The sequence below is a fragment of the Sphingobium sp. TomTYG74 genome (assembly GCF_055393875.1).
This window is the reverse complement of the sequence record NZ_AP027341.1, coordinates 1,559,873-1,584,557: the sequence shown is the minus strand read 5'-3', so window position 1 is coordinate 1,584,557 and position 24,685 is coordinate 1,559,873. Positions and strand designations below refer to the sequence as shown.

Below are 24,685 nucleotides of genomic sequence, written 5' to 3'. Positions count from 1 at the left end.
CTTTTAGAATGGCGGCCTTTGTGAACGACGATCGGACAAGGCTTCTCTTATGTATGCCTCGCGGTCGGCGCCTGTATTGCGCCTGAACGTCTTGCACCGTCTATTGATCCGACAGTATCTCTGCCTCGCCCTGCGCCGCATTGGCTGCGGCAGGTTCCGGCTGAGGCGCGGCAGCGGCGCTGTTATTTCCTCCAGCCGAGGGCAGGGCGGCCGACGGCGCTTCGCTCTGCACCCCATCCAGGTCCGTCATGGCGTCGGTGGTCGTGCCGTCGACGACCTCCAAATCCTTCATCTGGACCGTGTTGCTCCCCTTGTCGTCCTTGCCGCACGCCGCCAGCGCGGTGCAGCCGGTCAGCAGCAAGGCGGTAAAGATCATCCTCGCTTTGCAGCGCATCCGGGTCTCCCAAACATGTGATGCCCGGCGGCCCCCACCCGGCGAAGGCGCAGACCCTAGCCGCCCGATCCGCATTGCTCAACCCCCGCGCCACAGCGCCGCAATCGGCCCAGAAAGGCAGGGAAATGCGCCTTCAAAGCTGCATCCAGATCGCCCATCGAGGCATTCTTGCCCAGCGCCGCGATGCTGGTGACGGGATATTCGGCAAGCCCGCACGGCACGATGCCGCCAAAATGGGACAGGTCGGGGTCCACATTGATCGAAAAGCCATGCAGCGTCACCCACCGCCGCACCCGGATACCCAATGCGCCGATCTTCGCCTCGCGCCCGTTTAGGTCATCGGTCCAGATACCAATCCGCCCTTCTGCCCGCCGCGCCGCGATGCCAAGGTCACCCAGCGCATCGATCATCCACCCTTCCAGATGATGGACGAAGTTGCGCACATCCTTGCCCCGTTCCCGCAGATCGATGTTGAGATAGCCGATCCGCTGCCCCGGCCCATGATAGGTATAGCGCCCGCCGCGCCCCGCATCATGCACCGGAAAGCGCGGGTCGATCAGCTCGGCCGGATCGGCGCTCGTCCCCGCCGTATAAAGCGGCGGATGTTCGAGCAGCCACACCCGCTCGCCCGCCTTCCCGTCAAAGATCGCCGCCGCCCGCGCCTCCATGTCGGCGAGCGCTTCGGGATAGTCCACAAGCGCCGAATCGACGCGCCATTCGATCTGTTCGGCCACTGCGGGCAAAGGGGAAGAGGATGACATGGCACTTCCTTGACTTGGGCGAGGGGAGCGATCAAGTCTCCTCCCCGATTTTAAGTACGGGAAAAGGCGAAGATATGACGGCGATGTCGATCGGCAAGGCATGGGAAGAAGCGGTCGCCTTCGTCGCGCGCGAACGCAGCCTGCTCTTCCCCGTCGCCTTGCTCTTCGTCGCGCTGCCCGGCCTCATCCTTCAGGAGATGACCCCGCCGGAGCTCGCCGCGTGGCGCATGGACAAGGGCGCCATGCCCGATATCCCGGCCAGTTTCATGCTGTCCACGCTGATCGGCGTCATCATCATCTGGTTCGGGTCGCTCGCCCTGTTCGCGCTGGCGTTAAGGCCCGGCATCAGCGTCGGCGAAGCGCTGCGGCTCAGCCTGTCCCGCCTGCCCGTGCTGCTCGGCACGGCGCTTGTCGTGATCGGCGTGCTGCTTGGCATAGCCATCGTCGGCATGATCGTCGTCGTCGCCTTCTCCATGGTGGCAAAGCCCGTTGCCGCAGCCCTCGCCGCGCTGCTGGTGACCGCTGGCGCCGCCGTCATGCTCTTCGCCAGCGTGCGGCTTTTGCTGCTCAATCCGGTAGTCATCGACGGCAATGAAGGCGTCATGGCCTCGCTGCGCCATAGCTGGGCACTGACACGCGGCCATTTCTGGCGGCTGCTCGGCTTCATCCTGGTGCTGACGCTGCTCTCGGCCATCGTGGGGTCGGCCGCGCAAGTCATCTTCGGCCTGTTCGGCCGCCTGATCGCCGGAGCGGAAGGCGCGCGGCTCATCGGCGGCGTCGCAGCGGCTGTCGTCTCGACCGTGGTGCAGGTCTATATGCTTGTCATGCTCGCCCGGCTCTATCGTCAGGCAGAGGCGGGCTGACCGAGCATCGGCACATGCGGCGCCGCATCGGCGCTCAATAAACCGGCCAGCCGAGGATCAGCGAAGATCTCAACCTCCCGCTTATAGGGCACAAATCCGGCCCGCTGATAGAAGCTGAGAGCCCCCGGACTATCCAGTGTGCAGCTATGCACCCAAAACCGGTACACCTCCTTGCGCCATGCCAGCGACTTGGCCTGCGCCATCATCCACGCCCCAAACCCCTTGCCGGTCAGCTCAGGTATAAGGCCAAGGAAGCTCAACTCGCAGTCCGGCAGCGCCCGGAAATCCAGCTCCAGCAACCCCACCTCCACGCCGCGCGGATCGGTGATCGCAAAAATCTGCACCGCCGGATCGTGAATAATCGCCGTCAATTCCGCATCGCTCATGACCAGGCGAGAGAACCACAGCCACGGCTCCCCCACCCGCCGGAACAGCGCGCGATAGGCATCGGGCGCGGGCGCCTTCCACGGCACCAGCCGCAACGGAGCAGGCGGAATCGGCGCAGGCCGGGGGCGCTCCACCATCTCCAGATAGGTCACGATCGTCGCAATCTGATCATTGGCAACCGGCGTCAGCGGCATGGGTTCAGCTCCAGCTCGCCATCGGCGGCAGGCTCATCAATATGGCATCGACATTGCCGCCGGTCTTCAGCCCGAACAGCGTGCCCCGGTCATGCACCAGATTGAATTCCGCATAACGGCCGCGCCATTCCAGCATCTTCGCGTAATCTTCTTCGCTCCAGCTTTCACCCATCCGCCGCCGCACGATGGGCGGGAAGGCCTTGAGGAACGCCTCGCCCACCGACCGGGTAAAGGCGAAATTTGCATCAAAGCCGACATCATTCTCGCACTCCAGATGGTCGTAGAAGATGCCGCCAACGCCGCGATGGACGCCCCGGTGCGGGATGAAGAAATACTCGTCAGCCCACGCCTTGAAGCGCGGATAATAGTCCGCATCATGCGCGTCACACGCCACCTTGAACTCCGCGTGAAAGCTCGCCGTATCCTCATCCCGGGGCAGGGGAGGGTTAAGGTCCGCGCCCCCGCCAAACCAGCTCTTCGACGTGATCAAATAGCGCGTGTTCATATGCACGGCGGGCACATGCGGATTGGCCATATGCGCGACCAGGCTGATCCCCGTTGCGAAAAAAGCCGGGTTCTCCCCTGCGCCATGGATGGTCTTGGCAAAATCCGGCGCGAACTCGCCCGAGACGGTGGATACATTGACCCCGACCTTCTCGAATATCTTGCCCTTCATGACCCCGCGCACGCCGCCGCCGCCTTCGCCCGGCGTCAATCCCGGCGCTTCGCGGTCCCATGGCGTGTAGACGAAGGAGGCATCGCTGCCAGCCTCGCGCTCGATCGCCTCGAACTCCGCGCAGATGCGATCGCGCAGCGATTCGAACCAGTTGCGGGCGGCCTGCTGTTGGGGATTGAGGACCAAGGTCATTGGGAAATCTCGATCATGTTGGAAATTGTCCAGTCTGGCGAAGGGCTTCGGCAACCGCGATGCCCGTGGAAACGGCAATGTTCAAGGACCGGAAGCCCGCAGCCATGGGGATTCGGACGCGCAGGTCGGCCATGTCCCGCACCGCGTCGGGCACGCCCGCGCCTTCCGATCCCATCAGCAGCACGTCATGCCCGTCAAAACGCACCTCCGGCAGCGGTTGCGAGGCATGGCTGCTCATCAGCACCAGGCGACGGCCCTCCGCACGCCGGGCCTCGTCAAATGCCTCGAAATTGGCGTGGCGAGTCACCTCCGCCGCCGCGCCATAATCCATCGCGGCGCGTTTCAACTTGGCGTCGGAAAAGGCGAATCCCATCGGCATGATGATGTCCACGGGCACGGAAAAACAGGCGGCCAGCCGCAATATGGCGCCGACATTTCCCGCGATCTCGGGTTGGTAGAGAGCAATACGCATGCCCCGCGCATAATGCAGCAGGGCAAATTGTCATAGCCATCGCCAAATTGCTGTTGGCAAAGAAGCCACAGTGGGTCTATCAGGCCCCCGAACCACGCCAGGGGGAAAGGCGAGGCCCATATTCCGTGGGCGGCGCTACTCTCTCGATAATCAGGGCCGGAAACGGCAATGCGGCGGGTAACAGGGACGTCTTTGCAAGGGTTGAGGTGCATGGCGAGCGTTGAACATACGGACAGCCAAGGTCTATCCGGCGAAGGTGGAGTGCGTCGTCGCGACTTCATCAATATCGCCGCAGTAAGCTTCGCGGGGGTCGGGGCTGTCGCCGTCGTCATTCCGCTCGTCGATCAGATGAACCCCAGCGCGGACGTGCTGGCGCTGGCATCGACCGAGGTTGATATCTCGTCGATCCAGCCGGGTCAGGCGATCAAGACGACCTTCCGCTCGCAGCCGCTTTTCGTGCGCCACCTGACGGACAAGGAAATCGCCGAAGCCGACAAGGTCGATGCTGGCGCGCTGCGTGACCCGCAGACGCTGGAAGAGCGTACCGTCGATGGCAAGAAGCAGTGGCTCATCACCATGGGCGTCTGCACCCATCTGGGCTGCGTGCCGCTTGGCGCGGGCGAGGGCGAGAATAAGGGCGAATTTGGCGGCTATTTCTGCCCCTGCCATGGTTCGCACTATGATACGGCCGCCCGCATCCGCAAAGGCCCCGCGCCCAAGAACCTGGAAGTGCCGAAGTTCAGCTTCACTTCCGACACCGCCATTCTCGTAGGCTGAGGTAAGAAACTATGAGCTTTCCCTGGGCTGAGCATTATACTCCCAAGCATCCCGCGATGCAGTGGATCGACGAGAAGCTGCCGCTTCCGCGCCTCGTCTACAACGCGATCGGTGCCGGTTATCCGGTTCCCCGCAATCTCAACTATTTCTGGAACTTCGGTGTTCTCGCTGGTCTCGCGCTGGTGATCCAGATCGTCACCGGCGTGATCATGGCCATGCACTATGGCGCGAACTCGCTGGTAGCCTTCCAGACCGTCGAACATACGATGCGCGATGTGAATGCGGGCTGGCTGATGCGCTATGCGCACGCCAACGGCGCCAGCTTCTTCTTCATCGTCGTCTATCTCCACATCTTCCGCGGCCTTTTCTACGGCTCCTACAAGGCGCCGCGCGAAATGGTCTGGCTGCTCGGCCTTGTGATCTTCCTCCTGATGATGGCGACCGCCTTCATGGGCTATGTGCTTCCCTGGGGGCAGATGTCCTATTGGGGCGCGAAGGTGATCACCGGCCTGTTCGGCGCGATCCCGGTCGTGGGTGAGCCGATCCAGACCTGGCTGCTCGGCGGCTTTGCTCCTGGCAATGCCTCCTTGAACCGCTTCTTCTCGCTGCACTTCCTGCTGCCCTTCGTGATCGCGGCTGTTATCATCCTGCACATCTGGGCGCTGCACATCCCGGGTTCGTCGAACCCGACCGGCGTGGAAGTAAAGGGTCCGCAGGACACCGTGCCCTTCCATCCCTATTATACGGCGAAGGACGGGTTCGGGGCTGGCGTGTTCCTGATCCTCTTCTCGATCCTGCTGTTCTTCGCGCCCAATTTCTTGGGCCACCCGGACAACTATATCGAAGCGAACCCGCTTTCGACGCCTGCGCACATCGTTCCGGAATGGTATTTCTGGCCCTTCTACGCGATCCTGCGCGCCTTCACCGTCGACTTCTTCTTCATTCCGGCGAAGCTGCTCGGCGTGCTGGCGATGTTCGCATCGATCCTGCTGCTCTTCTTCCTTCCGTGGCTGGACACGTCGCCCGTGCGTTCGGGCAACTACCGTCCCACTTTCAAGAAGTTCTGGTGGATCCTGATCGCGGACGTTCTCGTCCTGGGCTATTGCGGCGGTGCTCCGGCGGAAGAACCCTATGTGATGATTTCGCAGATCGCCTCGGCCTATTATTTCGCGCACTTCCTGATCATCCTGCCCTTGATCTCGCGCTTTGAACGGCCGTTGCCGCTGCCCGGCTCGATCACCGAATCCGTGCTTAACCGCCATAACATCAAGGGCGAACAGGATGCGCTTCCCGGTATGGGCGCGGATCCGCAGCCGTCGAACGCCGGCTAAGAGGGGACAAGACTAACATGGTTCGCATCGGCGCATTTCTCGTCGGCCTCTTCTTTGCTGGCTGGCTGCTGATATCCTTCCTGGTGGGCGCGGTGGCCTATGTCTCCGAACCGCCCGCCAAGACGGTGGAGCATGAATTCCACAAGCATCCCAAGGAGGTGAATTTCTCCTTCGACGGTGCGTTCGGCAAGTTCGATCAAGCCCAGCTGCAGCGCGGCTTCCAGGTGTTCAAGGAAGTCTGCTCGGCCTGCCACAGCCTGAAGTTCGTGGCGTTCCGCGATCTTGCTGGCCTTGGCTATAACGAGCCTGAAATCAAGGCGATCGCCAAGCAGTGGGCGATCAAGACGCCTGACGTCGATCCCAAGACGGGCGAGATGTCGACGCGTGAGCCCGTTCCGGCTGACTATTTCCCTAAGCCCTTCGCGAACAATGTCGCGGCGGCAGCGGCGAACAACAATGCGATCCCGCCGGATCTTTCGCTCATGACCAAGGCGCGCCACAGCGGTACGGCTTATGTCTACTCGCTGCTGACAGGCTATCAGAATCAGCCGGCTGAACTGCTCAAGCACTTCCCGGATGCCAAGACGCCCGAGGGGCTGCACTACAACCCCTATTTCGCCAACCTGAACCTTGCCATGGCTCCTCCGCTGACGGCTGACGGTCAGGTGACCTATGGCGACGGCACCAAGGCGACGGTTGACCAGATGGCGAAGGACGTTTCGGCCTTCTTGACCTGGACCGCCGAACCCAAGCTGGAGAACCGCCGCCGCGCGGGTCTGGCGACCATCGTCTTCCTTCTGATCGCAACGGCGCTGGCCTATATGTCCTACCAGAATATCTGGGCCGACAAGAAAAAGGCCGCCTGACCGCCTTTCGGCCAAGGGAATGAATAGGGAAGGGGCGCGGCGTCATGATGACACCGCGTCCCTTTTTCATTGGGAGTTTACATGGATCTAGATGAAATCGCCGCGCTGGTCCGGACCATCCCTGACTTTCCAAAGCCCGGCATCCTGTTCCGCGACATCACGACTTTGCTCGCCGACGCTAAAGGCTTCTCCGCCCTCGTCAGCAGCCTCGCCGCGATCGCCCGGCCGCTCGACGCGGACATCGTCGTCGGGATCGAGGCGCGCGGTTTCGTGCTTGGATCGGCACTCGCTCATGCGCTCGGTCTCGGTTTCGTTCCGATCCGCAAATCGGGCAAGCTACCCGGCAAGACCGTCGGCATCGACTATGTGCTCGAATATGGCACCGACCGCCTCGAATTGCATGAAGGACAGATAGGGCAGGGCGCCCGCGTCCTGCTGGTCGATGACCTCATCGCCACCGGCGGCACCGCTCTCGCCGCCGCCCAACTCCTCCGCGAACAAGGCGCCACCTTGCTCCTGGCCCTCTTCGCCATCGACTTGCCCGACCTCGGCGGCCGCTCCGCCCTCGAAGCCGACGGCATCGCCACCGCCGCCCTCCTCAAATTCCCCGGCAATTAACGGTTTCCTTCATGAATTTCCCCCGCCAACCAAATTGCGAACTAATCGCCGGAAAACGCATCCTCTTCCTAATGGCGATCGAGGATGAATACGGCCCGCATCTGCGTTCGCGCTTCACGCCCCTAATGACAGGCGTCGGTCCCGTAGAAGCCGCGATCACAACCAGCTTGGCGCTTCAGCACCTTGATCAGCATGATGCTCTGCCCCACCTTGTTGTATCACTGGGCTCAGCTGGCTCCCGCGCCTGTCAGTTGGGGGAGGTCTATCAGGTCGCAAGCGTTTCCTGGCGTGACATGGACGCCTCTCGCCTAGGTTTCGCAAAGGGGGTGACTCCATTCATAGATCACCCCGTCAATCTGCCGCTGCACGCACCCCTCGACATTCCCGCGGCACGCCTTTCAACCGGCGCAAACATCGTAGGCGGCGAGGAATATGCACTGATAGACGCCGATATGGTCGATATGGAAACCTTCGCCATCACCCGAGCCTGCCAGCGCTTCACTGTTCCCCTGATGGGCCTGCGCGGTATATCCGACGGCCCAGGAGAACTGAACAATATGCTCGGTTGGACACAACTCCTCGCATTGCTAGACGAGCGGCTGGCGGTAGCAGTAGATTTACTAGCCGACACGTTGAGCCAGGTGAGCAGCTAATTTCGCAAAAAGACGGCGGAGACATGCAAAGCCCGCCAGTCATCGCTGAATCGAACGTCAGCGGTGGGCGTGCCCGGCCGAACTGGCAACACCTGTGATGTCAAGGCGATGAGTGGCGGCATATTCTACATTTAAAAACAGTGACTTAGATAATCTTCCAGCAGCGCACGCCCACATTTTGCCAAGGTCTGTCATCGAAAAGCTCCTGCACTCTGAAATCGCATTAGAGCGAGAGAAGGTCAACCACCGTGCGCTTACTGGGTGACCCTTGCCTCCAGCGCTTTGAAGGGCTTCGATATCGTACCGTTGCCAGCCACCGCGTACGTCGGCCGACGATATGGAATGACCCAAGTTTGCCCAATTCGTTGGCTATCCGAATCTGACCGGACGTGGGCTGCTCCAGCGTTAGATCGAAGGTCACGGTCAGCCTGTAAACCTGTTCCGCCTTGTTCCTTTTTCTCAATCCGCTATCGCATCCGCCATGTCATCGCATCGGGCAGACCCCTATCCATCAAAAGCCGTTGGTTTGTGTCTGAGGTTGTCCATTCACCTTGATGCCTTCCGCGCCTCGCCTAACGCCTATTTGACGGCTCTGTGGTGGCGCCTGCGCCGTAAGCGGCTGCGTTCCCGCAGTCAGCTCGCCCGACTGCTGGGGGCTTCACGGAGAGCCTATGATCTTTGGATGCTGTGGCAAGAGAAACTTGATTCCACGGATGGTTATCACGCTGAGCCGCCGATCCTAGCCCTTGTCGATATTATGGCAGGGGACGAAGGGCTGGAAGAAACGCTGCGCAATCTCTCGGCCGAAGGCGTGTCGGCGCTTGCGATCGGAAATGCTGACACCCCCAACCTCGTCGCGGCAGCGCGGCAAATCGATTGGTGCAAGAATTACTGGCTCATGCCGATAAAGGCGGGCGACAGGCTGGCCCGGGGGGGAGCGAGAGTCTACCGCGCCGCCATCGCCGGGACACAGGAGAGAATTGTTTATGCGGACGACGATCTGCTGGACAGGATGGGGCGACGCACCGCGCCGCATTTCAAGCCGGACTGGAATAGCGAGCTCTTCCACCATTTCGACTATCTGACCGGTGCCTGCATCCTGCATGCTTCACGCGCGGACCTGGAAAAGCTCGACGGAGCCGATGAATGGGCGCGCAACCTCGTCGCGTGCGTAGCGGGGAAGGGGCGCCCGCTGCACGTCCGCAGGGTCCTGCATCACCGCAGTACGCGTCCTTGTCCGCGGATGCCTGCGGTCCCCCGCATGACGGCACGGGAGCTGCCGCCGGTCACGGTCATCGTGCCGACGCGCAACCGCGTGGATCTGCTGCAAACATGTCTGAACGGCGTTGCCTCCACCGACTATCCGGATATCGAAGTGATCGTTGTTGATAATGAAAGCGACGACCCCCTGACATTGGACTTTCTCGCCGGCCTTGATCCTGAGCGGTATCGCGTTCTGCGGCATGAAGGACCATTCAACTATTCCGCGATAAACAATCGCGCGGTTGGAGAGGCGCGAGGGCGGCTTTTATGCCTGCTCAACAATGATATTGAGGTGATCGAACGAAACTGGCTTTCGACGATGGCAATGCAGGCCCTGAGAGACGATGTAGGCGCGGTGGGCGCACGGCTGCTCTATCCAGATGGGCGCATTCAGCACGCCGGTGTGGTGATCGGCATGGGTAATGCGGCAGGCCATGCCCACCGGCTGCTGCATCCGGATGAGGAGGGGTATTTCCATCGTCATTCGCTGCCGCAATTTGCCTCAGCGGTGACAGCGGCCTGTCTGGTCGTGACGCGGGAGCGGTTCGTGGCCGTCGGTGGTTTGGACGAAGATAATTTTTCGGTTGCGTTCAATGATGTGGACCTGTGCATGCGTCTCAATCAGCGGGGCTGGCAGTCGCTCTATGAGCCGCGCGCGACCCTGATACACCACGAATCGCTTTCGCGAGGGTTGGACCGCGACCCCGTGGGTGCGGCGAGATTCGCGGGAGAGCTCGCTGCGCTCCAGCGACAATGGCATACGGCGGAGGCGGTCGATCCCTTCCATCACCCTGAGCTCAGCCGCGCGAGCGAGCGCTTTGTGTTGAGGCTGTAGGAGCATGGCAATCGCGTCCTCCAACCGCCTTGCGTTGCCACAGGTGACGCTGTGCGCGGCCACTTCGGTGAATGTGAAGGCTACGCTCCGCGCCTTGGAGATTAGTCTGGCTCAGATCGATTTCGCGGCCTGCAAGCTGTTCACTGATGCGCCGATAAAGCCGGAGCATCCCGGCATTTCGGTCGTGCCGATCAGGCGACTAGACTCTTCAGCTGCCTATTCACTTTTCCTGCTGTCGCACATGGTCGATCACGTGGAGACCTCCCACTGCCTGGTGGCGCAGTGGGACGGTCACGTACTCGACGCGGGACGATGGCGTGCGGAGTTCCTCGACTATGACTATATCGGCGCCAGCTGGCCGCAGTTCGACGATGGGCATGATGTCGGCAATGGCGGCTTCTCCTTGCGGAGCCAACGACTGATGAACATATGCAGGAATTTGGATTTTCAAGCATCTCACCCCGAGGATCTCGCCATCGGGCGTGTCAATCGCAACTGGCTGGAGGAAAGGGGTATGCGCTTTGCACCACGCGCGATCGCCGATCTGTTCGCTACCGAGCGGGCGGGCGATCTGGAAACGAGCTTCGGTTATCACGGGGTATTCAATATGCCTCGGGCAATCGGTCCTGAGGCATTCTGGCGAATTTATCGCGACCTGGATGACCGTTCGAGTTTGGCACGGGACTTTATGGAGCTGTTGAGGTCATTAGGGAGGGGCCCTCATCGTTTTACGCGTTTGATACGGATGATGGCTGACAAAGCGTGCGATGTCGTACGGGGCGCACGCTGATGCAGTGCGCAATGACTTTCGGTCGCACCCGCTCCCGCGTCTCAGCTCGTCTTTATAATTAAGTGAATGCTGGAGTGCTGCACACTTGTTCGGTAATGGCGAGGTGCTTAGAGCCGCAGCTAGCTTTCCCGTCGAGGAACTTAGATTTTGGATATGCATCACGATACTCAGCTTCAGCAGGTGGCTGCGAAAGCCACGGGGCATCACAAGGTCATGGAACGTCTGAAGCGCTGGCGCTGGTTTGCGCTGTTCGTGGTTGTCCCATCCCTTTTGGCGACGATCTATTTCGGGCTGATCGCTTCTGACATATATGTTTCGGAATCCCGCTTCGTCATCAAGTCGCCTGATCGCAAGCAGGCATCAATGTCGTCGCTTGCCGGATTGATACAGACTACAGGACTTTCGTCAGGGCAGGAGCAAACCAAGGAAATCATCGATTATCTGCGGTCGCGCGATGCTTTGCGTCATCTCACTGCCCGAGTTGATGTTCGGGAGGCCTTTATGTCTTCCGAAGCGGATCGGTTCAGCCGTTTCCCCTCCGTCTTTCACAGCGACACATTCGAGCATCTGTACGATTATTACGGCTCGAAGGTGGACGCTCGGCTTGATCACGAAAGTGGAATGGCTGTCCTCACAGCTAGTGCGTTTACGCCAGGTCAGGCGCAAGAGCTGAATGAAAACCTGCTTCAGTTAAGCGAGATTCTTGTTAATCGACTGAATGCGAGGGCTAACACAACAACGATCAAGGAAGCGGAGGGCCGTGTTGCGGTTGCTCAGGCTCGCGTTCGCAAGGCACGCATCGAGTTAGGGCTATATAGAAATAGATCGGAATTGCTCGATCCTGAGCAGCAGGGAATGGGCGTTCTCGCGATATCCAACAGTCTGATTGCACAGAGTGCAGCTCTTCGCGCTCAACTCGCCGAGATTCAGCGAGTAGCCCCCCAACATCCTTCGATCCCAGCCCTGCGGCAACGTATCGCCGCACTTTCTGAGCAGATTGCGGCACAGACCGGCCGGGCCGTGGGCACACCTTCGGGCATTGCTTCAAAAATGAGTGGATACGAAGCGCTGATGGTCGAACAGGAATTCGCCACACAGATGTTGGCAGCTGCGAATGCCACGCTTGAACAGGCTCGAACGGAAGCGTTGAAGCAGCAATATTATCTCGAACGGGTAGTCGAACCGAATAGACCAGACGACGCCCTTCTTCCTGGGCGCATTAAGGAAATATTGACCGTAATTTTTGCCAGTCTATGTCTCTATTTAATTGGCTGGATGTTGGTTGTCGGAATTTTAGAACACGCGCCGGAAGATAGATGAAACGCTTAAGAAACGGACTGCGTATCCAGTTGCTTGTAGTAAAAGCACTGATGATCCGTGAACTGACGACGCGCTTTGGACGTGAGAATATCGGCTTTCTCTGGCTGATGGCCGAGCCGCTTTTGTTCGCTGGATTAGTGGGCATGGTCTGGACGTTCATGAAGGGACCTGAAAGTCATGGCATAGGAGTGGTCGCGTTCGTCGCAAGTGGGTACATTCCACTTACCTTTCTCCGTCATTGCTTCAATAAATCGGCTAGCATTTTTGTTGCAAATGGTTCTCTTCTTTACCATCGGCAAGTAAAAGTCGCTGATTTCATAATAGTTAGAGTTCTGGTCGAAGCAATTGGAGCAATGATGGCTTATTTATTCATATTGCTTGTTTTTGGATACTTTGAGCTTTTTCCATCGCCGTATGATGTGGGATCATTGCTGGCTGGGTGGGGAATATATTCATTATTCGTTTTTTCTATATGCCTAATCTTGGCTCCTTTGTCTGAAGCTTCAGAGCTAATCGAAAAGTTGCTGCCAGTGAGCGTCTATATCGCCATTCCGTTTTCGGGGACCTTCAACATGACGTCGTGGCTTTCGCCGGACGCGCGTGAATTCCTTATGTGGTCGCCGCTCGTCAGTGGCATGGAACTTATGCGTTATGGACTCTTTGGTTCGGCCGTACAGCCCTATTATGATGTGTTTAAGGCGGTTGCGCTGTCGCTATGTTGCCTTGTCGTGGGCTTAATCTTATGTCGTCGTGTGCGCCGAACATTGGTGGTCGGATGATAGTTTGTCAGGATATTCACAAGCGCTATCGGCATGGCAACGCCACGAAAACTGTTTTGCAGGGTGTGAATTTTACCATCCATCCGCAGGACAGAATCGGTCTTCTTGGGCGAAATGGCGCCGGCAAAACAACCCTTATTAAGCTTATAGGCGGGGTAGAGATGCCAACCTCAGGCAAAGTGATCCGCTCAATGAGCTGTTCTTGGCCCCTTGGGTTTACGGGGGCTTTCCAAGGAAGTCTGACGGGGTATGACAATACGCGCTTTATTGCGCGCATCTACGATAAGCCCTACAAGGAGTTGCGGGATTTCGTCGAAGAGTTCACGGAATTAGGTCGGCAGCTGCGCATGCCCGTAAAAACCTATTCGTCAGGCATGCGTGCCAGGCTGGCTTTCGCCCTCACCTTGGCGATTGAATTCGAATGCTATCTGATTGACGAAGTTATAATGGTCGGGGACCGAAATTTTCAGCTTAAATGTCAAGCAGAATTCTTCGAGAAGCGCCAGGATCGAGCTCTTTTGCTTGCTTCGCACAGCGCCGATTTCATCAAGAGATATTGTAATCGTGCGCTCGTTCTACAAGACGGCGCGGCCACGATGTATGAAGACGTAGTAGAAGCACTAGGTGTATATGCTAACTTGTGACGAAGACTGATCATGTCTGAAAATCCCTTTCCAGGTATACCTTTGATCGAATCTCCGATTTTCTCGGTAGATAATTTGCCATCACATTTCACGACCCACGAGAAATCTATCGCGCGAGACCTCCACGATAATGGATTCGCAGTGATTGACTTTCCCGATCCAGACATTGAGGCGCGTATTGAACGCGTGAAACGCAATCTGGCCCCGCAGTTTGACGTCGAGTCGGCAGATCTCCAGAGCGACAAAATCTCCTGCTCGCGTCGCATTCAAGACGCGTGGAGGCATAATGAAGATGTCCGCGCGATTGCCTCGAATTCCACAATACTCAGTCTACTGGGTAAGCTATACGGGCGCCAACCATTCCCATTCCAGACTCTGAATTTTCCTGCAGGCACCGAGCAAGAGACGCATTCTGATGCTGTCCACTTTTCTACCCTACCAGAACGATTTATGTGCGGCGTCTGGTTGGCTATGGAAGATGTGTCGGCGGACGCTGGGCCATTATTCTATGTGCCAGGATCTCATCGCTGGCCGATCATGAATAATGCGCTGATCGGCCGTAGGGGCTATGGAACCAGCCTCAGCTCAGCGCAGGATCCCTATAGTAAGGCTTGGCAAGCATTATGCCTAGCGCACAACGCCCGCAAAGTCCAATTTCTCCCACGTAAAGGACAAGCTCTTATTTGGTGCGCAAATCTTCTACATGGCGGCAGTCCACAGACTAACCGTACGTTGACGCGTTGGTCGCAGGTGACACACTATTTTTTTGAAGACTGCATCTACTACACGCCTGCTTATTCCGACGAAGCGCTTGGGAAGCTAGCAAAACGCGACCTCATTGCAATTCATGATGATAAGCGGAGGCAGAGCTCCTATTTAGGACAAGCTTTAGACTTGGAGCTGGATCCTATTTCAGCTTGTAGACGTATAGCCATAAATTTGAAAAATCTTTCCAAATGTATGCTGAGAATAGGGCGGAAACTTCCTTGATCGTATTAAGTACTGTATTAAATCGATAAATATAACCGTCGTAACAAATAAATAGTTTATATAAATTAGTAATAAGAAGGTTGGTAGTCATGGCCGTAGAATGCAACATTTGTCATTCTCGTGAATTTAGAGACATGGGAATACGTAAGAATATTCTTTGCTCAGGCTGCGGATCCTACGAACGAACTAGAATTATGAAGCTAGAATTGGATAGATATGGATTGAATAAGGAAATGTCAGTTCTACATATAGCGCCGGAATATGGATTGTATAAGTATATAAAAGAAAAAACGGATAATTATGTTTGTGCTGACATAGATCTTGAGCGATATAGCCATATATCAAACATAAAATACATTGATCTCTGCAATCCTGAAACTGTTTCCGGTATGGGGAAATTTGATTTAATAATACATTCTCATGTTATCGAGCATATCCCATGCAACTATACCATGTCTCTTATCAACTTGCATAATTTGCTCAATAGAAATGGTACTCATATGTTTTGTGTTCCAATCTACGGAAGCCATTTCGAGGAAGATTTGGGGCCTATCTCAGAAAATGAGAAGACCCGTCGCTTCGGTCAATTCGATCACTGTCGTAGATTCTCACCGCATGATTTAGAGAGAACGCTGGGAAAAATTTTCAAAATCGACCAAGATTATGACCTAACGACCCGCTTTCCTGAGGGAGAACTTCATAAGGCCAATATTCCTCAGGAATATTGGAAAAAATATTCTGGAAGTAGTGTTTTCATGATCGGAAAAGGCGATATACTTATTTAATACCTATAAGGAAACAGAATCTATCTCTATGTTGTTGTTATAGGCAGAAAGTAAAAACGCGTGACAGACGAAAAATTTCTCTTAGAAATAGACGGTTACTGTCCCATATGTGAGGCGTCAGCCAAATTTATAGCCAAAAACAAGTGGTACAGAGGTAGCCTTTTTTGTCAATCATGTACTAACGGCTCTTCGCCTCGAGAGCGTGCACTCGCCCATGTTTTGAATCGTGAAGTGCCAGGGTGGCGTAATGTTGCCATCCATGAGTGCTCTCCTATGGATCGCGGTCTATCTATGAAATTGCGATCAGAAGCGATAAATTATATTGGAAGCCATTACTTCCCGTCCCATCCATTTGGTCATGATGTGAAGGGCTGGCGCAATGAAAATATTGAGTGCACAACTTTTGCTGACAATATTTTTGATTTAGTTGTGACATTGGATGTCACGGAGCATGTTTTCAATCCTGGAGATATGTTTCGAGATATATGGCGCACGCTCAAGCCTGGAGGGCTTTACATATCCACATTTCCGATCAGAAAGGAGTTGGTAGAGCCTTCGAAAGCCCTCGCCCTTTTGCAGCGTGATGGAACAATAAGGCTGTTAAAGGAGCCTCCGGAGTATCATGGTAATCCTATCGACGGGAAAGGTGCTCTGGTAACTTGGGACTTCGGATATGCAGTGCATCAACTCATTTCTCATTGGACGCCGTTTGCGGTCGAGATCACCCGATTTTCCGATCGGCACCAAGGGATAATCGGCGAATATACTGAAGTTATACTTTGCCGAAAGCGCTAGAACGGAATCAGATCACTCTTGTCAATCGGCACCGTATCGCTCCGGTGAGGGCCGCCTTGCGGTGATTGGCTGATATTTGGAGATGGCACCGGTGCAAGCACTGGTGTTTGCACCGACACTAAGGACGGTGCGATGGGTCAGATCACGGTAATTTCAGGGCCGGAGCGGCGCCGGGTATGGAGAGACGAACAGAAGCGAGAGGTGGACACTTCGAGAAACTGGACACCTCGAAGAACCGCCTGTTCAGCAGCGACGTGCATCGGCAGGTGTGAGCAGGCCTTCTGCGGCTTCGTAACCCAGTGGGCTTTTGTTGATTTTCTGCGGCACTGTCGCTTTTCGAGCGCTGTTTGCCGTCACGCGGGCGCAGTACGCCCCTCGAGCCAAGCGAGCCGCTGGAAATTATAGGCCAGATTGGCCATGCCGATCTTGATGCGGGCACGGGCCATGCCGATGGTGCGTACGAACAGGCCCATGCGATGCTTCTGTCCGGCGAACACGTGCTCGACCGCCGAGCGCACGGCCGAGCGCTTGGCATTGGCGGGCGCGATGCGCTCGGGCATTGCCCGGCGGTGCGGCTTTCGCTGGTGGATGTTGCTCGTAAACATGCCCTTGGCCAGGAACGCCTCGTTTTTCTTCGAGCGGTAGGCGGTATCCGCCCAGACACCCGAGGCCGTGTTGGTGCGGCTCACCAGATCGGGCAGTCGCGCGCCGTCATGGGCGTTGGCGGCGCTCGCGTCCCAGGTGCGGATCAGGCCATGCGCGCGGTCGATGCCGATATGGTTCTTGTAGCCGAACATCGGAATGGCAAGATCGACCGGCTTGAACGCCTTGGGATCAGTGCCTTCCTTCACCTTGGCCTTGGTGTATTTCACGCTCCAGCGGGCATCTCGATCCTTCTGCTGGACCTTCGCGGGCTTGTCTTTCCAGCGGTCGGGGATCCGGCCTTCCTTGATCGCCGTCTTTTCTTCCTCAGTGTTGCGCTGTTTGGGCGCGGGCACGACCGTCGCGTCGATGATCTGCCCGCCCATGGCGAGATAGCCCCTGTCCGTCAGCGCGGCATCGAAACGGACGAAGAGCTTGTCGATCACTTTGGCCTTCACCAGTCGCTCCCGAAACAACCACACCGTCGTCGCATCGGGCACCGTTCCGTCGAGCCCCAGTCCCAGGAAACGCTGGAACGAGAGCCGGTCCTTGATCTGGAATTCCGTCGCATCGTCCGACAGCGAGTAGAGCGCCTGCAGCACGAGGATCTTGAACATCAGCACCGGATCGAACGGCGGCCGCCTGCCCCTGGCACGGGGACTGCGGCGCAAGGCTGCTATCAGCGGGCCGCGAAAAACCTCAAAATCCACCACGGCCGCTAACCGTTCCAGTGGATCGCCTGCGGCACTCAGCGCCTCATATCGGTCCGAAAGATCAAAGAAACCCGGCTGTCCTGCCATCTCTGCCTCCGCTGGCGTACAGTAAGCGTGGGCTGGAGGCCGCAGGTCAGGCGGCTTCGGCGATCGGTTGCTGATCTCGCCGCCAGTTCCACGGCATGAGTTCATCCCAGCGGGCAGCAGGCCAGTTGCCGGCGATCTTGGCGATGACGTCGGCAATATAGGCCTGCGGTTCGAGGCCATTGAGTTTGGCGCTCTCGATGACGGAATAGATGGCGGCGGCGCGATTACCACCTGTCTTTGATCCGGCGAACAGCCAGTTCTTACGGCCCAAGGCCACGCACCGCATGGCGCGTTCCGCGATGTTATTGTCGATCTCCAGGCGCCCATCGTCGAGGAAGCGCGTCAGCGCGACCCAGCGTTTGCGGCCATAGGCGATCGCCTTGGCCATCTCGGACTTGGGCGAGAGACGGCGCAGGGCATCGTCGAGTGCCTGACGCAGCTCGTCGATCAATGGCTGGGTGCGGTCCTGTCGGCTTCGTCGTCGGATCTCGGGTTGCTGGCCTCGAACCTCTGCCTCGATCTCATAGAGTTGGCCGATGCGTTGCAGCAAATCAGTGGTGAGCGGCGTGGGCTTGGTGGCGTGGATGTCGAATATCTTCCGCCGGAAATGCGCCTTATGTCGAGATCGACATAAGGCGCATTATCCAGAGCATGGTTTTATCTGGGGCCACGCGTTTCTGACGTCCGGGATCGGCGGAAAAGGTCAGTGTGGAACTCGTGATAAAATCATAGGGACCGGAGATACGAAAGCAGATCCGGCTTTGGCTTCCAAGGCGTGGCCGTTGCGGGTTCGATACCGGCGTGCTTCCAAAAGTTCTGTAGCGCATCGCGCTTCATCTTCAGGTTCGTCGAGATATACCGGTTCGTGGTCGCGATGCTGGAATGACCGAGATAATCGCGGATCACGGTCACGTCGGTGCCCGACTGCAGAAGCGCGACGGCGCAGCTGTGGCGGAAAACGTGAGGAGTGATGCGGTCACGCGCCAGCCTGGGTCGATCCTGGACGACTGGCGAGGCATGCTTGGTAAGGATGTACGCGGCTCCATCGCGGGTCAGCGGTTCGCCGTGGCGGTTCATGAAAACATGTTGCTGGCCCGCAGCGCCCGACAGGTTTTGCAGGCGCCGCAACGCGTCGGCCGTCTCGCGCCATAGCGGAACGAGCCGCTCCTTGCGGCCCTTCCCACGCAATCGGGCCTGGTGCGGTGGCGTCAGTTGAAGGTCCTGCCACAGCAGACCGGTTGCTTCGCTCACTCTGGCGCCGCAATTATAGAGGAAAAGCAGCAGCGTGTAATCGCGCCAGCCACTGCGGGTCCGCCGATCGGGATGGGCGATGATGGCCCGCACGTCAGCTGCTTCGAGGTAGGTTGCGGGCTTCTGCCTCGCCCTCTTCGACGGCAGCGCCAACACCTGCGTGTAGCGGAGCGCATTATCGAGATCGTTGCGCAAGAGGTGCTTGAAGAAGCTGCGAAGCGCGGCACGGCGGCAGTTACGTGTCGCGGTGGAGTTGGATCTTCCGCCCTCGAGATGATCGAGGAACCCGGCGACGGTCTCGGCGTCGAGATCCTCCAGCACAAGCGCGGCGACCTCGCGGCCGCGACGCTGGGCAACGAACTGAAACAGCAGCTTGAGCGTGTCTCGATAGGCGCGCGTCGTATGTGGACTCGCGCCGCGCTGGCGCGGCAGATAGTTGGAGAAGAACGACTCCACCAGAGCGAACAGCACCTGAGGTCCGGCCTTCTTCATCGTGGCTGCCGGGCGTGGCGCATATGTTGTTCGAAGCGCGTGCTCGCGAGTTCCAGGAGTTGCGGCGTCGCCTTCAGATAGACCTCGGTGCCAATGACGTTCTGATGCCCGAGATAGGCAGAAAGCCACGGGAGCTTGGCGTGAATGTCAGCGCCTTCCTCCGCCCATGCTGTCAGGCGGTGAACCGCGAACGCATGCCGAAACTCATATGGGCGCGCTCCGACGCGGCCCTGCGCGGGCTTAATATCGAGGCGGCGCAGGAGGTTGCGAATAGCGTCGGACGCAGCGTGGGTGTGGAGTGGCGCGCCGTTGAGGCGAACGAACAGCGCTTCGCAATCCCCTTGACCACGATCGTGAAGCAGTCGGCATCGATCATCGACATAGAGACCAAGCTCTGCGACAAGATCGTCGCGCATGGGGACGATCCGCGTACGCCGCTTGCTGTTGCGGATGAGCAAAGTCCCACGGTCGAGATCGACATCATCCATGGTCAGGCGCACCGCCTCGCCGAGCCTGAGGCCGGTGCAGTAGAGCACGAGAATCAGCCTTCGAAGCATCGATGCCCATATGAAGCGGCCTTGGTGCGCTGACGCGGCGGCGAGAATGCGGCGGATCTCGTCGCGGCTGAAAATATAAGGGAAGAACGTCGACTCCTTCACCGGCGCAAAGGCGTGCTCGGGCACATAGCTGGTGGGATCGCGACGCCGGCGATGCAGGCAAAGTTGACGAATTACCCCGAACTCATTGCCGAGCGTGACCGCCTTGCGGTCGGGCAAACGCTCACACCAGCGGCTAATCGCTTCGGCCAGCGAAATATCGACATCGTTGCCCCACTGGTCTTCGACGAAGTGAAGGAAGCGTTCGATCTCAAACTCGCCGCGTCGATAGGGATGGCCCATGGCGCGCTTGAACGCCAGGAAGCTCGCTGCGTCGTTCCTCAACTCTTCCAGGACGATGACGGTGGTCATGTCGGCACCGGCAATGCGATCTCGCGCAGGGATGCGGTGGCGATCCGCACATAGGCCGAGACCGACTCAGGATCCCGGTGACCAAGGAGATCCGATACCACTTGGGGCCGCGCACCCAGATCTATCTGGCGCGCCGCGTGAGAATGTCGCAAGACATGGCTGCCCAGAAATGGTGCATCGATCCCCGCGATCTTCGCATGCTTCATCACGATGTGGCGTATCGCGCTCGAAGCCGCGAATGGCTCCAGCGGCATCTTCATCTGCACGAAAAGATGGCGGGTGGGTGTATCAGCGGGTCGGCCGTCCCGTAGATACTCTGCCAGCGCCTTGGCGACGGGTGGCAACAGCGGTAGCGTGAATGCGACGCCCGTCTTTGGGCGCAGGACTGACAGCGTGCTGTTATCCCAGTCGACATCCCGAAACTGCAAGCGGATGATCTCGCCGGCGCCAAAGCCATAGGCGCTCATCATCAGCAGGATCGCATAGTCGCGAAGGCCCTGCGGACTCGATCTGTCCACGGCCATCAGGAGCCGCTTCACATCGTCCCAGGAAAGGGCGCGTCTCGGTCGCTCGTGCCGTCGTTGCACGGGCGCGATCACGGCCTCGCTGATATCGACCGGACTCTGCCCACTCCAGTGCAGGAAACGGGAAAAGCAGCGTACCGTGCAAGCAATGTCGCTCACATGCGATCGGGAATATCGCGCGGCGCGGCCAACCAGAAATGCGTCGACATCGGTTATCTGCATCGAGTGCCAGTCCTTGCCGGCCTGGATCAAGTGATCCTGAAGCCTACTGATGTGGCCCAGCTTCTTGTGAACCGTCACCTCTGGATTACCGCGATGCTGAGTCAGATAGGCGGCATACTGCGCGAGCAACGGCGGCAGCAAAGCCTTCCCTGGACGAGGCGGTCGCCAGTCAGGTGGGGCAAGCCCCAAGCAATGATAGACACGGCTGAGCGACAGCAGGGCGCTGCTGGAAAGTCTGAGAGAAAGCGGATCTAGCCCTCGTCGCTTTGCATACCAGTCTTTGAAGCGGCCAACGCGTTCGAGGGTCAACTCATCTCGCTCGACCAAACCGTGCAAGGCGCAATAGGTACGAAACTGCTGGATGCGGTTCAGATAGACAATCGCTGTTCCTGCCCCAAGGCGCCGCTCCGCGCTCCAGATACGGCGGATATCGTCGGAGGTGGGCGCGGCAGGGTCGGCTGCGGCGATATGATCGACATGTACGGGCATGGCTTTACCTCGATCGGCAAAGCGTAGCTGACGGTGAAAGCATGATCACGCCCCGCATCGTGTTGGCAAGAGCCATCGGCATCGCCGACAATGCCTATCCTCTGGATGGGTCGGAATCCCAAGGGTGCCGGAATACAGTGCAACAGCTGCGGGGAAAGGGCTAGGCGGAGCGTCGCAAGGGCTGGAACGTCGCTCACCGGCAAGCTCGGCTTCGCCATCCGGGGCGCCATCACTTTGACGGCGGCAACGGATCTGCGCACCGCAACAACGCGGCGGCGAAGCCAGCGCACCGCGCCTGGAAGGGAAATATCCGGGCCGCGTGCTGCGTCTGCGGCGGCTTCCATGCTTCGCTCCGACGCGGCTATCCCAACCATGCGATCGATCGCGGCAAGCGAACCGGGCAGCCGAGCGGCGAGAAAATCCGGGATCAGGCTGAATGTTATGTGCCCCTGTGGGCAGTAGCAACGAGCGATCCGTACACCCGGGCTGGTCAGGCGCGCATAGCTACCGTGACGGCGAAATGCACAGCCGCCGCTCGGATGGAGCGGGCAGCGCAACAGTCGCGCGCGCCGCCACTCCTGCGTGGCGACATAGTCCTCGATCGTCGACCTGGTACGCAATGGTATCTGCAACGTCGCCCCCGCACGCGGCGGCCCCCAACAGCGAGGTCGCGGCTTTTATCTGGAGCCCAGTAGGCCGAAATCTCCGGCAAGCACGGACTATATCCCAAAATACCCCAGATAAAACCATGCTCTGGATAATGCGCCCAGCAAGCAACCTCGGTGATGCGGTTCGTGTCGTAGAGCTTGTCATAACCGGCATAGCCGTCGGCCTGGAGATAGCCCGTGAAGTTAGCCAGTTGGCGCTGGGGATGCGCGCCTGTGCGATCGGTGGTGAACTCATACCAGACCAGCGAGGGAGTGGTGGCTCCGGAACCTCGATCATCGACGGCGTAAGCCCAGAGCCTGCCGGTTGCCGTCTTGCCGCGGCCCGGATCAAGCATGGGAACCGGGGTATCGTCAGTATGGATCTTCGAAGCGGTCAGGCCGACCTCGCGGATGCGACTGACGATCGGGTCGAGCAGCACGGATGCCTGTCCAACCCAGCCCGCCAGCGTCGAGCGGTCGATCTCAATACCCTGCGCAGCCATGATCTCGGCTTGGCGGTAAAGCGGCAGATGATGATCGAACTTGGAGACGACGACGTGGGCCAGCGTGCCGAAGGTTGCCTTGCCCCGGGCAATGGCTTTTACCGGCGCGGGCGCCTGCACGATCTTCTCGCAGGACCGGCAGCTATACTTGGGCCGGATGGTCCGAACGACGCGCCACTGCACCGGCACCGCATCAAGCATCTCGTCGCTATCCTGCCCCAGGGGCCGCAACGCGCCGCCGCAGTCGGGACAGGCGCAGTTGCCCTGCTCGGGTTCGATCCGCCGCTCTTCGCGTGGCAAATGGGCGGGCAGCGCCCGAACCGGCGATGGCCGATCGATGGCTACTGGACCGCCTCGACGCGCGGCAGCGACGATGGCCTCGCCTTCAAGTTCTTCGAGCGCCAGCTCAAGCTGTGCGATCTGGGTGTCGAGCTTCTCGGACGACCTGCCGAACTGCATCCGCTTGAGGCGCGCGATCTGCACGCGCAGCGTGTCGATCAGGATGTCGCGGGCAGAAATATCGGCGTGGGCGGCCGCCAAAGCAGCTTCGAGCTCGGCGATCCGAGCGTCTTTGTCAGCGGTGGAAATGCCTGCGTCCGACACCGCGATCCTATAGCGGAACAGCGACCGCAATGCCAGAAAAAGCACCGGAAAATGGACGTTTTAGCCTGCGAGTGACGGGGTAAAACTGCGCTCCGGCCGCCGCCAGTCAATGCCTTCCAACAGCATGGAAAGCTGGGCCGCCGTCATCACCATCGACCCGGTCTTGGTCGATGGCCACACGAACCGGCCCCGGTCCATCCGCTTGGAAAACAGGCACATGCCCTGGCCGTCATACCAGAGCAGCTTCACCAGATCGCCGCGCTTGCCGCGAAAGGCGAACAGCGCGCCGGAATGCGGGCTTTGCTCCAGAACCTGCTGCGTCATCACGGCAAGCCCGTCAAAACCCTTGCGCATGTCTGTCGCGCCGCAGGCCAGGAATATCCGCGTTGAGGGCGGCAGCGGGATCATCGCGTCAGGATGCCGATCACCCGCGACAGGGCATCGGCATCGACCGTGGCGTCAACGCTCACCTTGATGCCCGACGGCAGCTCGATGCCGATCACTCCGTCGCTGCGTGCCACGACCGTTGGGGCGGGTAAGGCTGGCTGCTCGCTGATCTGCACCTCCGCAAAAACGGGCTCGATCGGCTTGCGCACCCCGGCCAGTTCACCGGACATCGCCTGTCGCCGCCATGTGTAGATCGATCCGCTGCCGACATCATGGCGTTCACAGGCCGCGCGCACGCAGCCCTCCGGGCCGAATGCATCCCGCAGCACGGCCAGCTTCTGTTCCACCGTCCAGCGCCGCCGGCCCGACACACGGCTAACGACCTCTATCCGACTACTCATACGACCGCTCGTATGAGTAGTCGCTGCACCGCTAGCTGAATCTTCAATCCCGTCCGACACCCGTCACCCCGCTCAAAGAGCGGCAATCATCCCGGCAGATGCGTGGCGCGCAAGGCGGCCGTCAGGCCCCGCTTACGGCGTACACCGGCAGTGAATCACCTCAAGCCGCTAGACGCCACCAGTTTTTCGAGGTGTCCAACTGCGCCTGCTTGATGGAAAATCCGGCCCAAGCGGCACCGGGAATATGGAAATCGCTGAGAAATACGCCGCAACATCAGTCCTGCCACGCCACCGCAATCCACATCTTCGACCCTACCGCTCAAATCCAGCGGTTCTTCGAGGTGTCCAGCTTCGATTTTGCCAGATTCCTC

25 protein-coding genes and 2 pseudogenes are annotated in these 24,685 nt (G+C 58.7%); 14 read left to right on the top strand and 13 right to left on the bottom strand.

What is annotated here, in order from left to right:
- Positions 1-100: 100 nt before the first annotated feature.
- On the bottom strand, positions 101-376 hold the full coding sequence (locus tag ACZ5TB_RS08030) for a hypothetical protein (protein WP_464790821.1): 276 nt from the start codon (positions 374-376) through the stop codon (positions 101-103).
- Between the two features lie 74 nt (positions 377-450).
- Positions 451-1,155 carry a lipoyl(octanoyl) transferase LipB gene (gene lipB, locus ACZ5TB_RS08025; protein WP_464790820.1) on the bottom strand — a complete coding sequence of 235 codons (705 nt, stop codon included), beginning with the start codon at positions 1,153-1,155 and terminating at the stop codon, positions 451-453.
- Between the two features lie 74 nt (positions 1,156-1,229).
- Between lipB and ACZ5TB_RS08020 the strand changes: the two genes are divergently transcribed.
- Complete coding sequence (locus tag ACZ5TB_RS08020) at positions 1,230-2,018, top strand: DUF7847 domain-containing protein (protein ID WP_464790819.1); 789 nt, start codon at positions 1,230-1,232, stop codon at positions 2,016-2,018.
- Here ACZ5TB_RS08020 and ACZ5TB_RS08015 read toward each other — a convergent pair.
- From ACZ5TB_RS08015 to ACZ5TB_RS08005, 3 genes are read right to left on the bottom strand one after another with little or no spacing between them, the layout of a single operon-like run.
- Positions 2,000-2,599, bottom strand: coding sequence for a GNAT family N-acetyltransferase (locus tag ACZ5TB_RS08015; RefSeq protein ID WP_464790818.1), 600 nt, complete (start codon positions 2,597-2,599; stop codon positions 2,000-2,002). The genes ACZ5TB_RS08020 and ACZ5TB_RS08015 overlap by 19 nt on opposite strands.
- 4 nt (positions 2,600-2,603) lie before the next feature.
- Positions 2,604-3,467: an oxygen-dependent coproporphyrinogen oxidase gene (gene hemF, locus ACZ5TB_RS08010; RefSeq protein ID WP_464790817.1), complete on the bottom strand. Its 864-nt coding sequence runs from the start codon at positions 3,465-3,467 to the stop codon at positions 2,604-2,606.
- Between the two features lie 13 nt (positions 3,468-3,480).
- Positions 3,481-3,939: a tRNA (cytidine(34)-2'-O)-methyltransferase gene (locus tag ACZ5TB_RS08005; protein ID WP_464790816.1), complete on the bottom strand. Its 459-nt coding sequence runs from the start codon at positions 3,937-3,939 to the stop codon at positions 3,481-3,483.
- A gap of 210 nt (positions 3,940-4,149) precedes the next feature.
- Here ACZ5TB_RS08005 and petA point away from each other — a divergent pair, with 210 nt between their 5' ends.
- From petA to ACZ5TB_RS07940, 13 genes are all read left to right on the top strand, one after another.
- Positions 4,150-4,716: a ubiquinol-cytochrome c reductase iron-sulfur subunit gene (gene petA, locus ACZ5TB_RS08000; RefSeq protein WP_464777973.1), complete on the top strand. Its 567-nt coding sequence runs from the start codon at positions 4,150-4,152 to the stop codon at positions 4,714-4,716.
- Positions 4,717-4,727: 11 nt separating this feature from the next.
- Entirely contained in the window at positions 4,728-6,047 is a 1,320-nt protein-coding gene (locus ACZ5TB_RS07995; protein WP_464790815.1) for a cytochrome b, read from the top strand.
- 17 nt (positions 6,048-6,064) lie between these two features.
- The gene (locus tag ACZ5TB_RS07990) at positions 6,065-6,913 is read left to right on the top strand and encodes a cytochrome c1 (RefSeq protein WP_464777971.1); all 849 of its coding nucleotides are present in this window, start codon (positions 6,065-6,067) and stop codon (positions 6,911-6,913) included.
- An 81-nt stretch (positions 6,914-6,994) separates the two neighbouring features.
- Positions 6,995-7,531 carry an adenine phosphoribosyltransferase gene (locus ACZ5TB_RS07985; RefSeq protein ID WP_464790814.1) on the top strand — a complete coding sequence of 179 codons (537 nt, stop codon included), beginning with the start codon at positions 6,995-6,997 and terminating at the stop codon, positions 7,529-7,531.
- Between the two features lie 71 nt (positions 7,532-7,602).
- On the top strand, positions 7,603-8,184 hold the full coding sequence (locus ACZ5TB_RS07980) for a 5'-methylthioadenosine/S-adenosylhomocysteine nucleosidase (RefSeq protein WP_464790813.1): 582 nt from the start codon (positions 7,603-7,605) through the stop codon (positions 8,182-8,184).
- A gap of 481 nt (positions 8,185-8,665) precedes the next feature.
- Positions 8,666-10,282, top strand: coding sequence for a glycosyltransferase family 2 protein (locus ACZ5TB_RS07975; protein ID WP_464790812.1), 1,617 nt, complete (start codon positions 8,666-8,668; stop codon positions 10,280-10,282).
- Positions 10,283-10,286: 4 nt separating this feature from the next.
- Positions 10,287-11,072 (top strand): DUF5672 family protein, encoded by a 786-nt coding sequence (locus ACZ5TB_RS07970; RefSeq protein WP_464790811.1) that lies wholly within the window; start codon positions 10,287-10,289, stop codon positions 11,070-11,072.
- A gap of 153 nt (positions 11,073-11,225) precedes the next feature.
- Positions 11,226-12,392 (top strand): KpsE/RkpR family capsule polysaccharide export protein, encoded by a 1,167-nt coding sequence (locus tag ACZ5TB_RS07965; RefSeq protein WP_464792512.1) that lies wholly within the window; start codon positions 11,226-11,228, stop codon positions 12,390-12,392.
- Positions 12,389-13,171 (top strand): ABC transporter permease, encoded by a 783-nt coding sequence (locus tag ACZ5TB_RS07960; RefSeq protein ID WP_464790810.1) that lies wholly within the window; start codon positions 12,389-12,391, stop codon positions 13,169-13,171. Before ACZ5TB_RS07965 ends, ACZ5TB_RS07960 begins: the two co-directional genes overlap by 4 nt.
- On the top strand, positions 13,168-13,815 hold the full coding sequence (locus ACZ5TB_RS07955; RefSeq protein ID WP_464790809.1) for an ABC transporter ATP-binding protein: 648 nt from the start codon (positions 13,168-13,170) through the stop codon (positions 13,813-13,815). The genes ACZ5TB_RS07960 and ACZ5TB_RS07955 overlap by 4 nt, the downstream gene beginning before the upstream one ends.
- 12 nt (positions 13,816-13,827) lie before the next feature.
- Positions 13,828-14,805, top strand: coding sequence for a phytanoyl-CoA dioxygenase family protein (locus tag ACZ5TB_RS07950; RefSeq protein ID WP_464790808.1), 978 nt, complete (start codon positions 13,828-13,830; stop codon positions 14,803-14,805).
- A gap of 194 nt (positions 14,806-14,999) precedes the next feature.
- Positions 15,000-15,590: a methyltransferase domain-containing protein gene (locus ACZ5TB_RS07945; protein WP_464790807.1), complete on the top strand. Its 591-nt coding sequence runs from the start codon at positions 15,000-15,002 to the stop codon at positions 15,588-15,590.
- Between the two features lie 291 nt (positions 15,591-15,881).
- Entirely contained in the window at positions 15,882-16,385 is a 504-nt protein-coding gene (locus tag ACZ5TB_RS07940; RefSeq protein WP_464790806.1) for a class I SAM-dependent methyltransferase, read from the top strand.
- Positions 16,386-16,738: 353 nt separating this feature from the next.
- Here ACZ5TB_RS07940 and ACZ5TB_RS07935 read toward each other — a convergent pair whose 3' ends face one another.
- The 8 genes and pseudogenes from ACZ5TB_RS07935 to tnpA form a co-directional block, all read right to left on the bottom strand.
- On the bottom strand, positions 16,739-17,827 hold the full coding sequence (locus ACZ5TB_RS07935; protein ID WP_464790805.1) for an IS5 family transposase: 1,089 nt from the start codon (positions 17,825-17,827) through the stop codon (positions 16,739-16,741).
- Between the two features lie 46 nt (positions 17,828-17,873).
- Positions 17,874-18,440, bottom strand: a pseudogene (gene tnpC / locus ACZ5TB_RS07930) (IS66 family transposase); the annotation flags it as partial.
- Positions 18,441-18,553: 113 nt separating this feature from the next.
- Positions 18,554-19,570 carry a site-specific integrase gene (locus ACZ5TB_RS07925; RefSeq protein ID WP_464790804.1) on the bottom strand — a complete coding sequence of 339 codons (1,017 nt, stop codon included), beginning with the start codon at positions 19,568-19,570 and terminating at the stop codon, positions 18,554-18,556.
- Positions 19,567-20,538 carry a tyrosine-type recombinase/integrase gene (locus tag ACZ5TB_RS07920; RefSeq protein WP_464790803.1) on the bottom strand — a complete coding sequence of 324 codons (972 nt, stop codon included), beginning with the start codon at positions 20,536-20,538 and terminating at the stop codon, positions 19,567-19,569. The genes ACZ5TB_RS07925 and ACZ5TB_RS07920 overlap by 4 nt, the downstream gene beginning before the upstream one ends.
- Positions 20,535-21,773 (bottom strand): tyrosine-type recombinase/integrase, encoded by a 1,239-nt coding sequence (locus ACZ5TB_RS07915; protein WP_464790802.1) that lies wholly within the window; start codon positions 21,771-21,773, stop codon positions 20,535-20,537. Before ACZ5TB_RS07915 ends, ACZ5TB_RS07920 begins: the two co-directional genes overlap by 4 nt.
- Before the next feature lie 757 nt (positions 21,774-22,530).
- Positions 22,531-23,526 (bottom strand): annotated as a pseudogene (gene tnpC / locus ACZ5TB_RS07910) (IS66 family transposase); the annotation flags it as partial.
- A 60-nt stretch (positions 23,527-23,586) separates the two neighbouring features.
- Entirely contained in the window at positions 23,587-23,934 is a 348-nt protein-coding gene (gene tnpB / locus ACZ5TB_RS07905; RefSeq protein WP_464790801.1) for an IS66 family insertion sequence element accessory protein TnpB, read from the bottom strand.
- Positions 23,931-24,314, bottom strand: a complete 384-nt coding sequence (gene tnpA, locus ACZ5TB_RS07900; protein WP_464790800.1) for an IS66-like element accessory protein TnpA — start codon at positions 24,312-24,314, stop codon at positions 23,931-23,933. The genes tnpB and tnpA overlap by 4 nt, the downstream gene beginning before the upstream one ends.
- Positions 24,315-24,685: the final 371 nt, after the last annotated feature.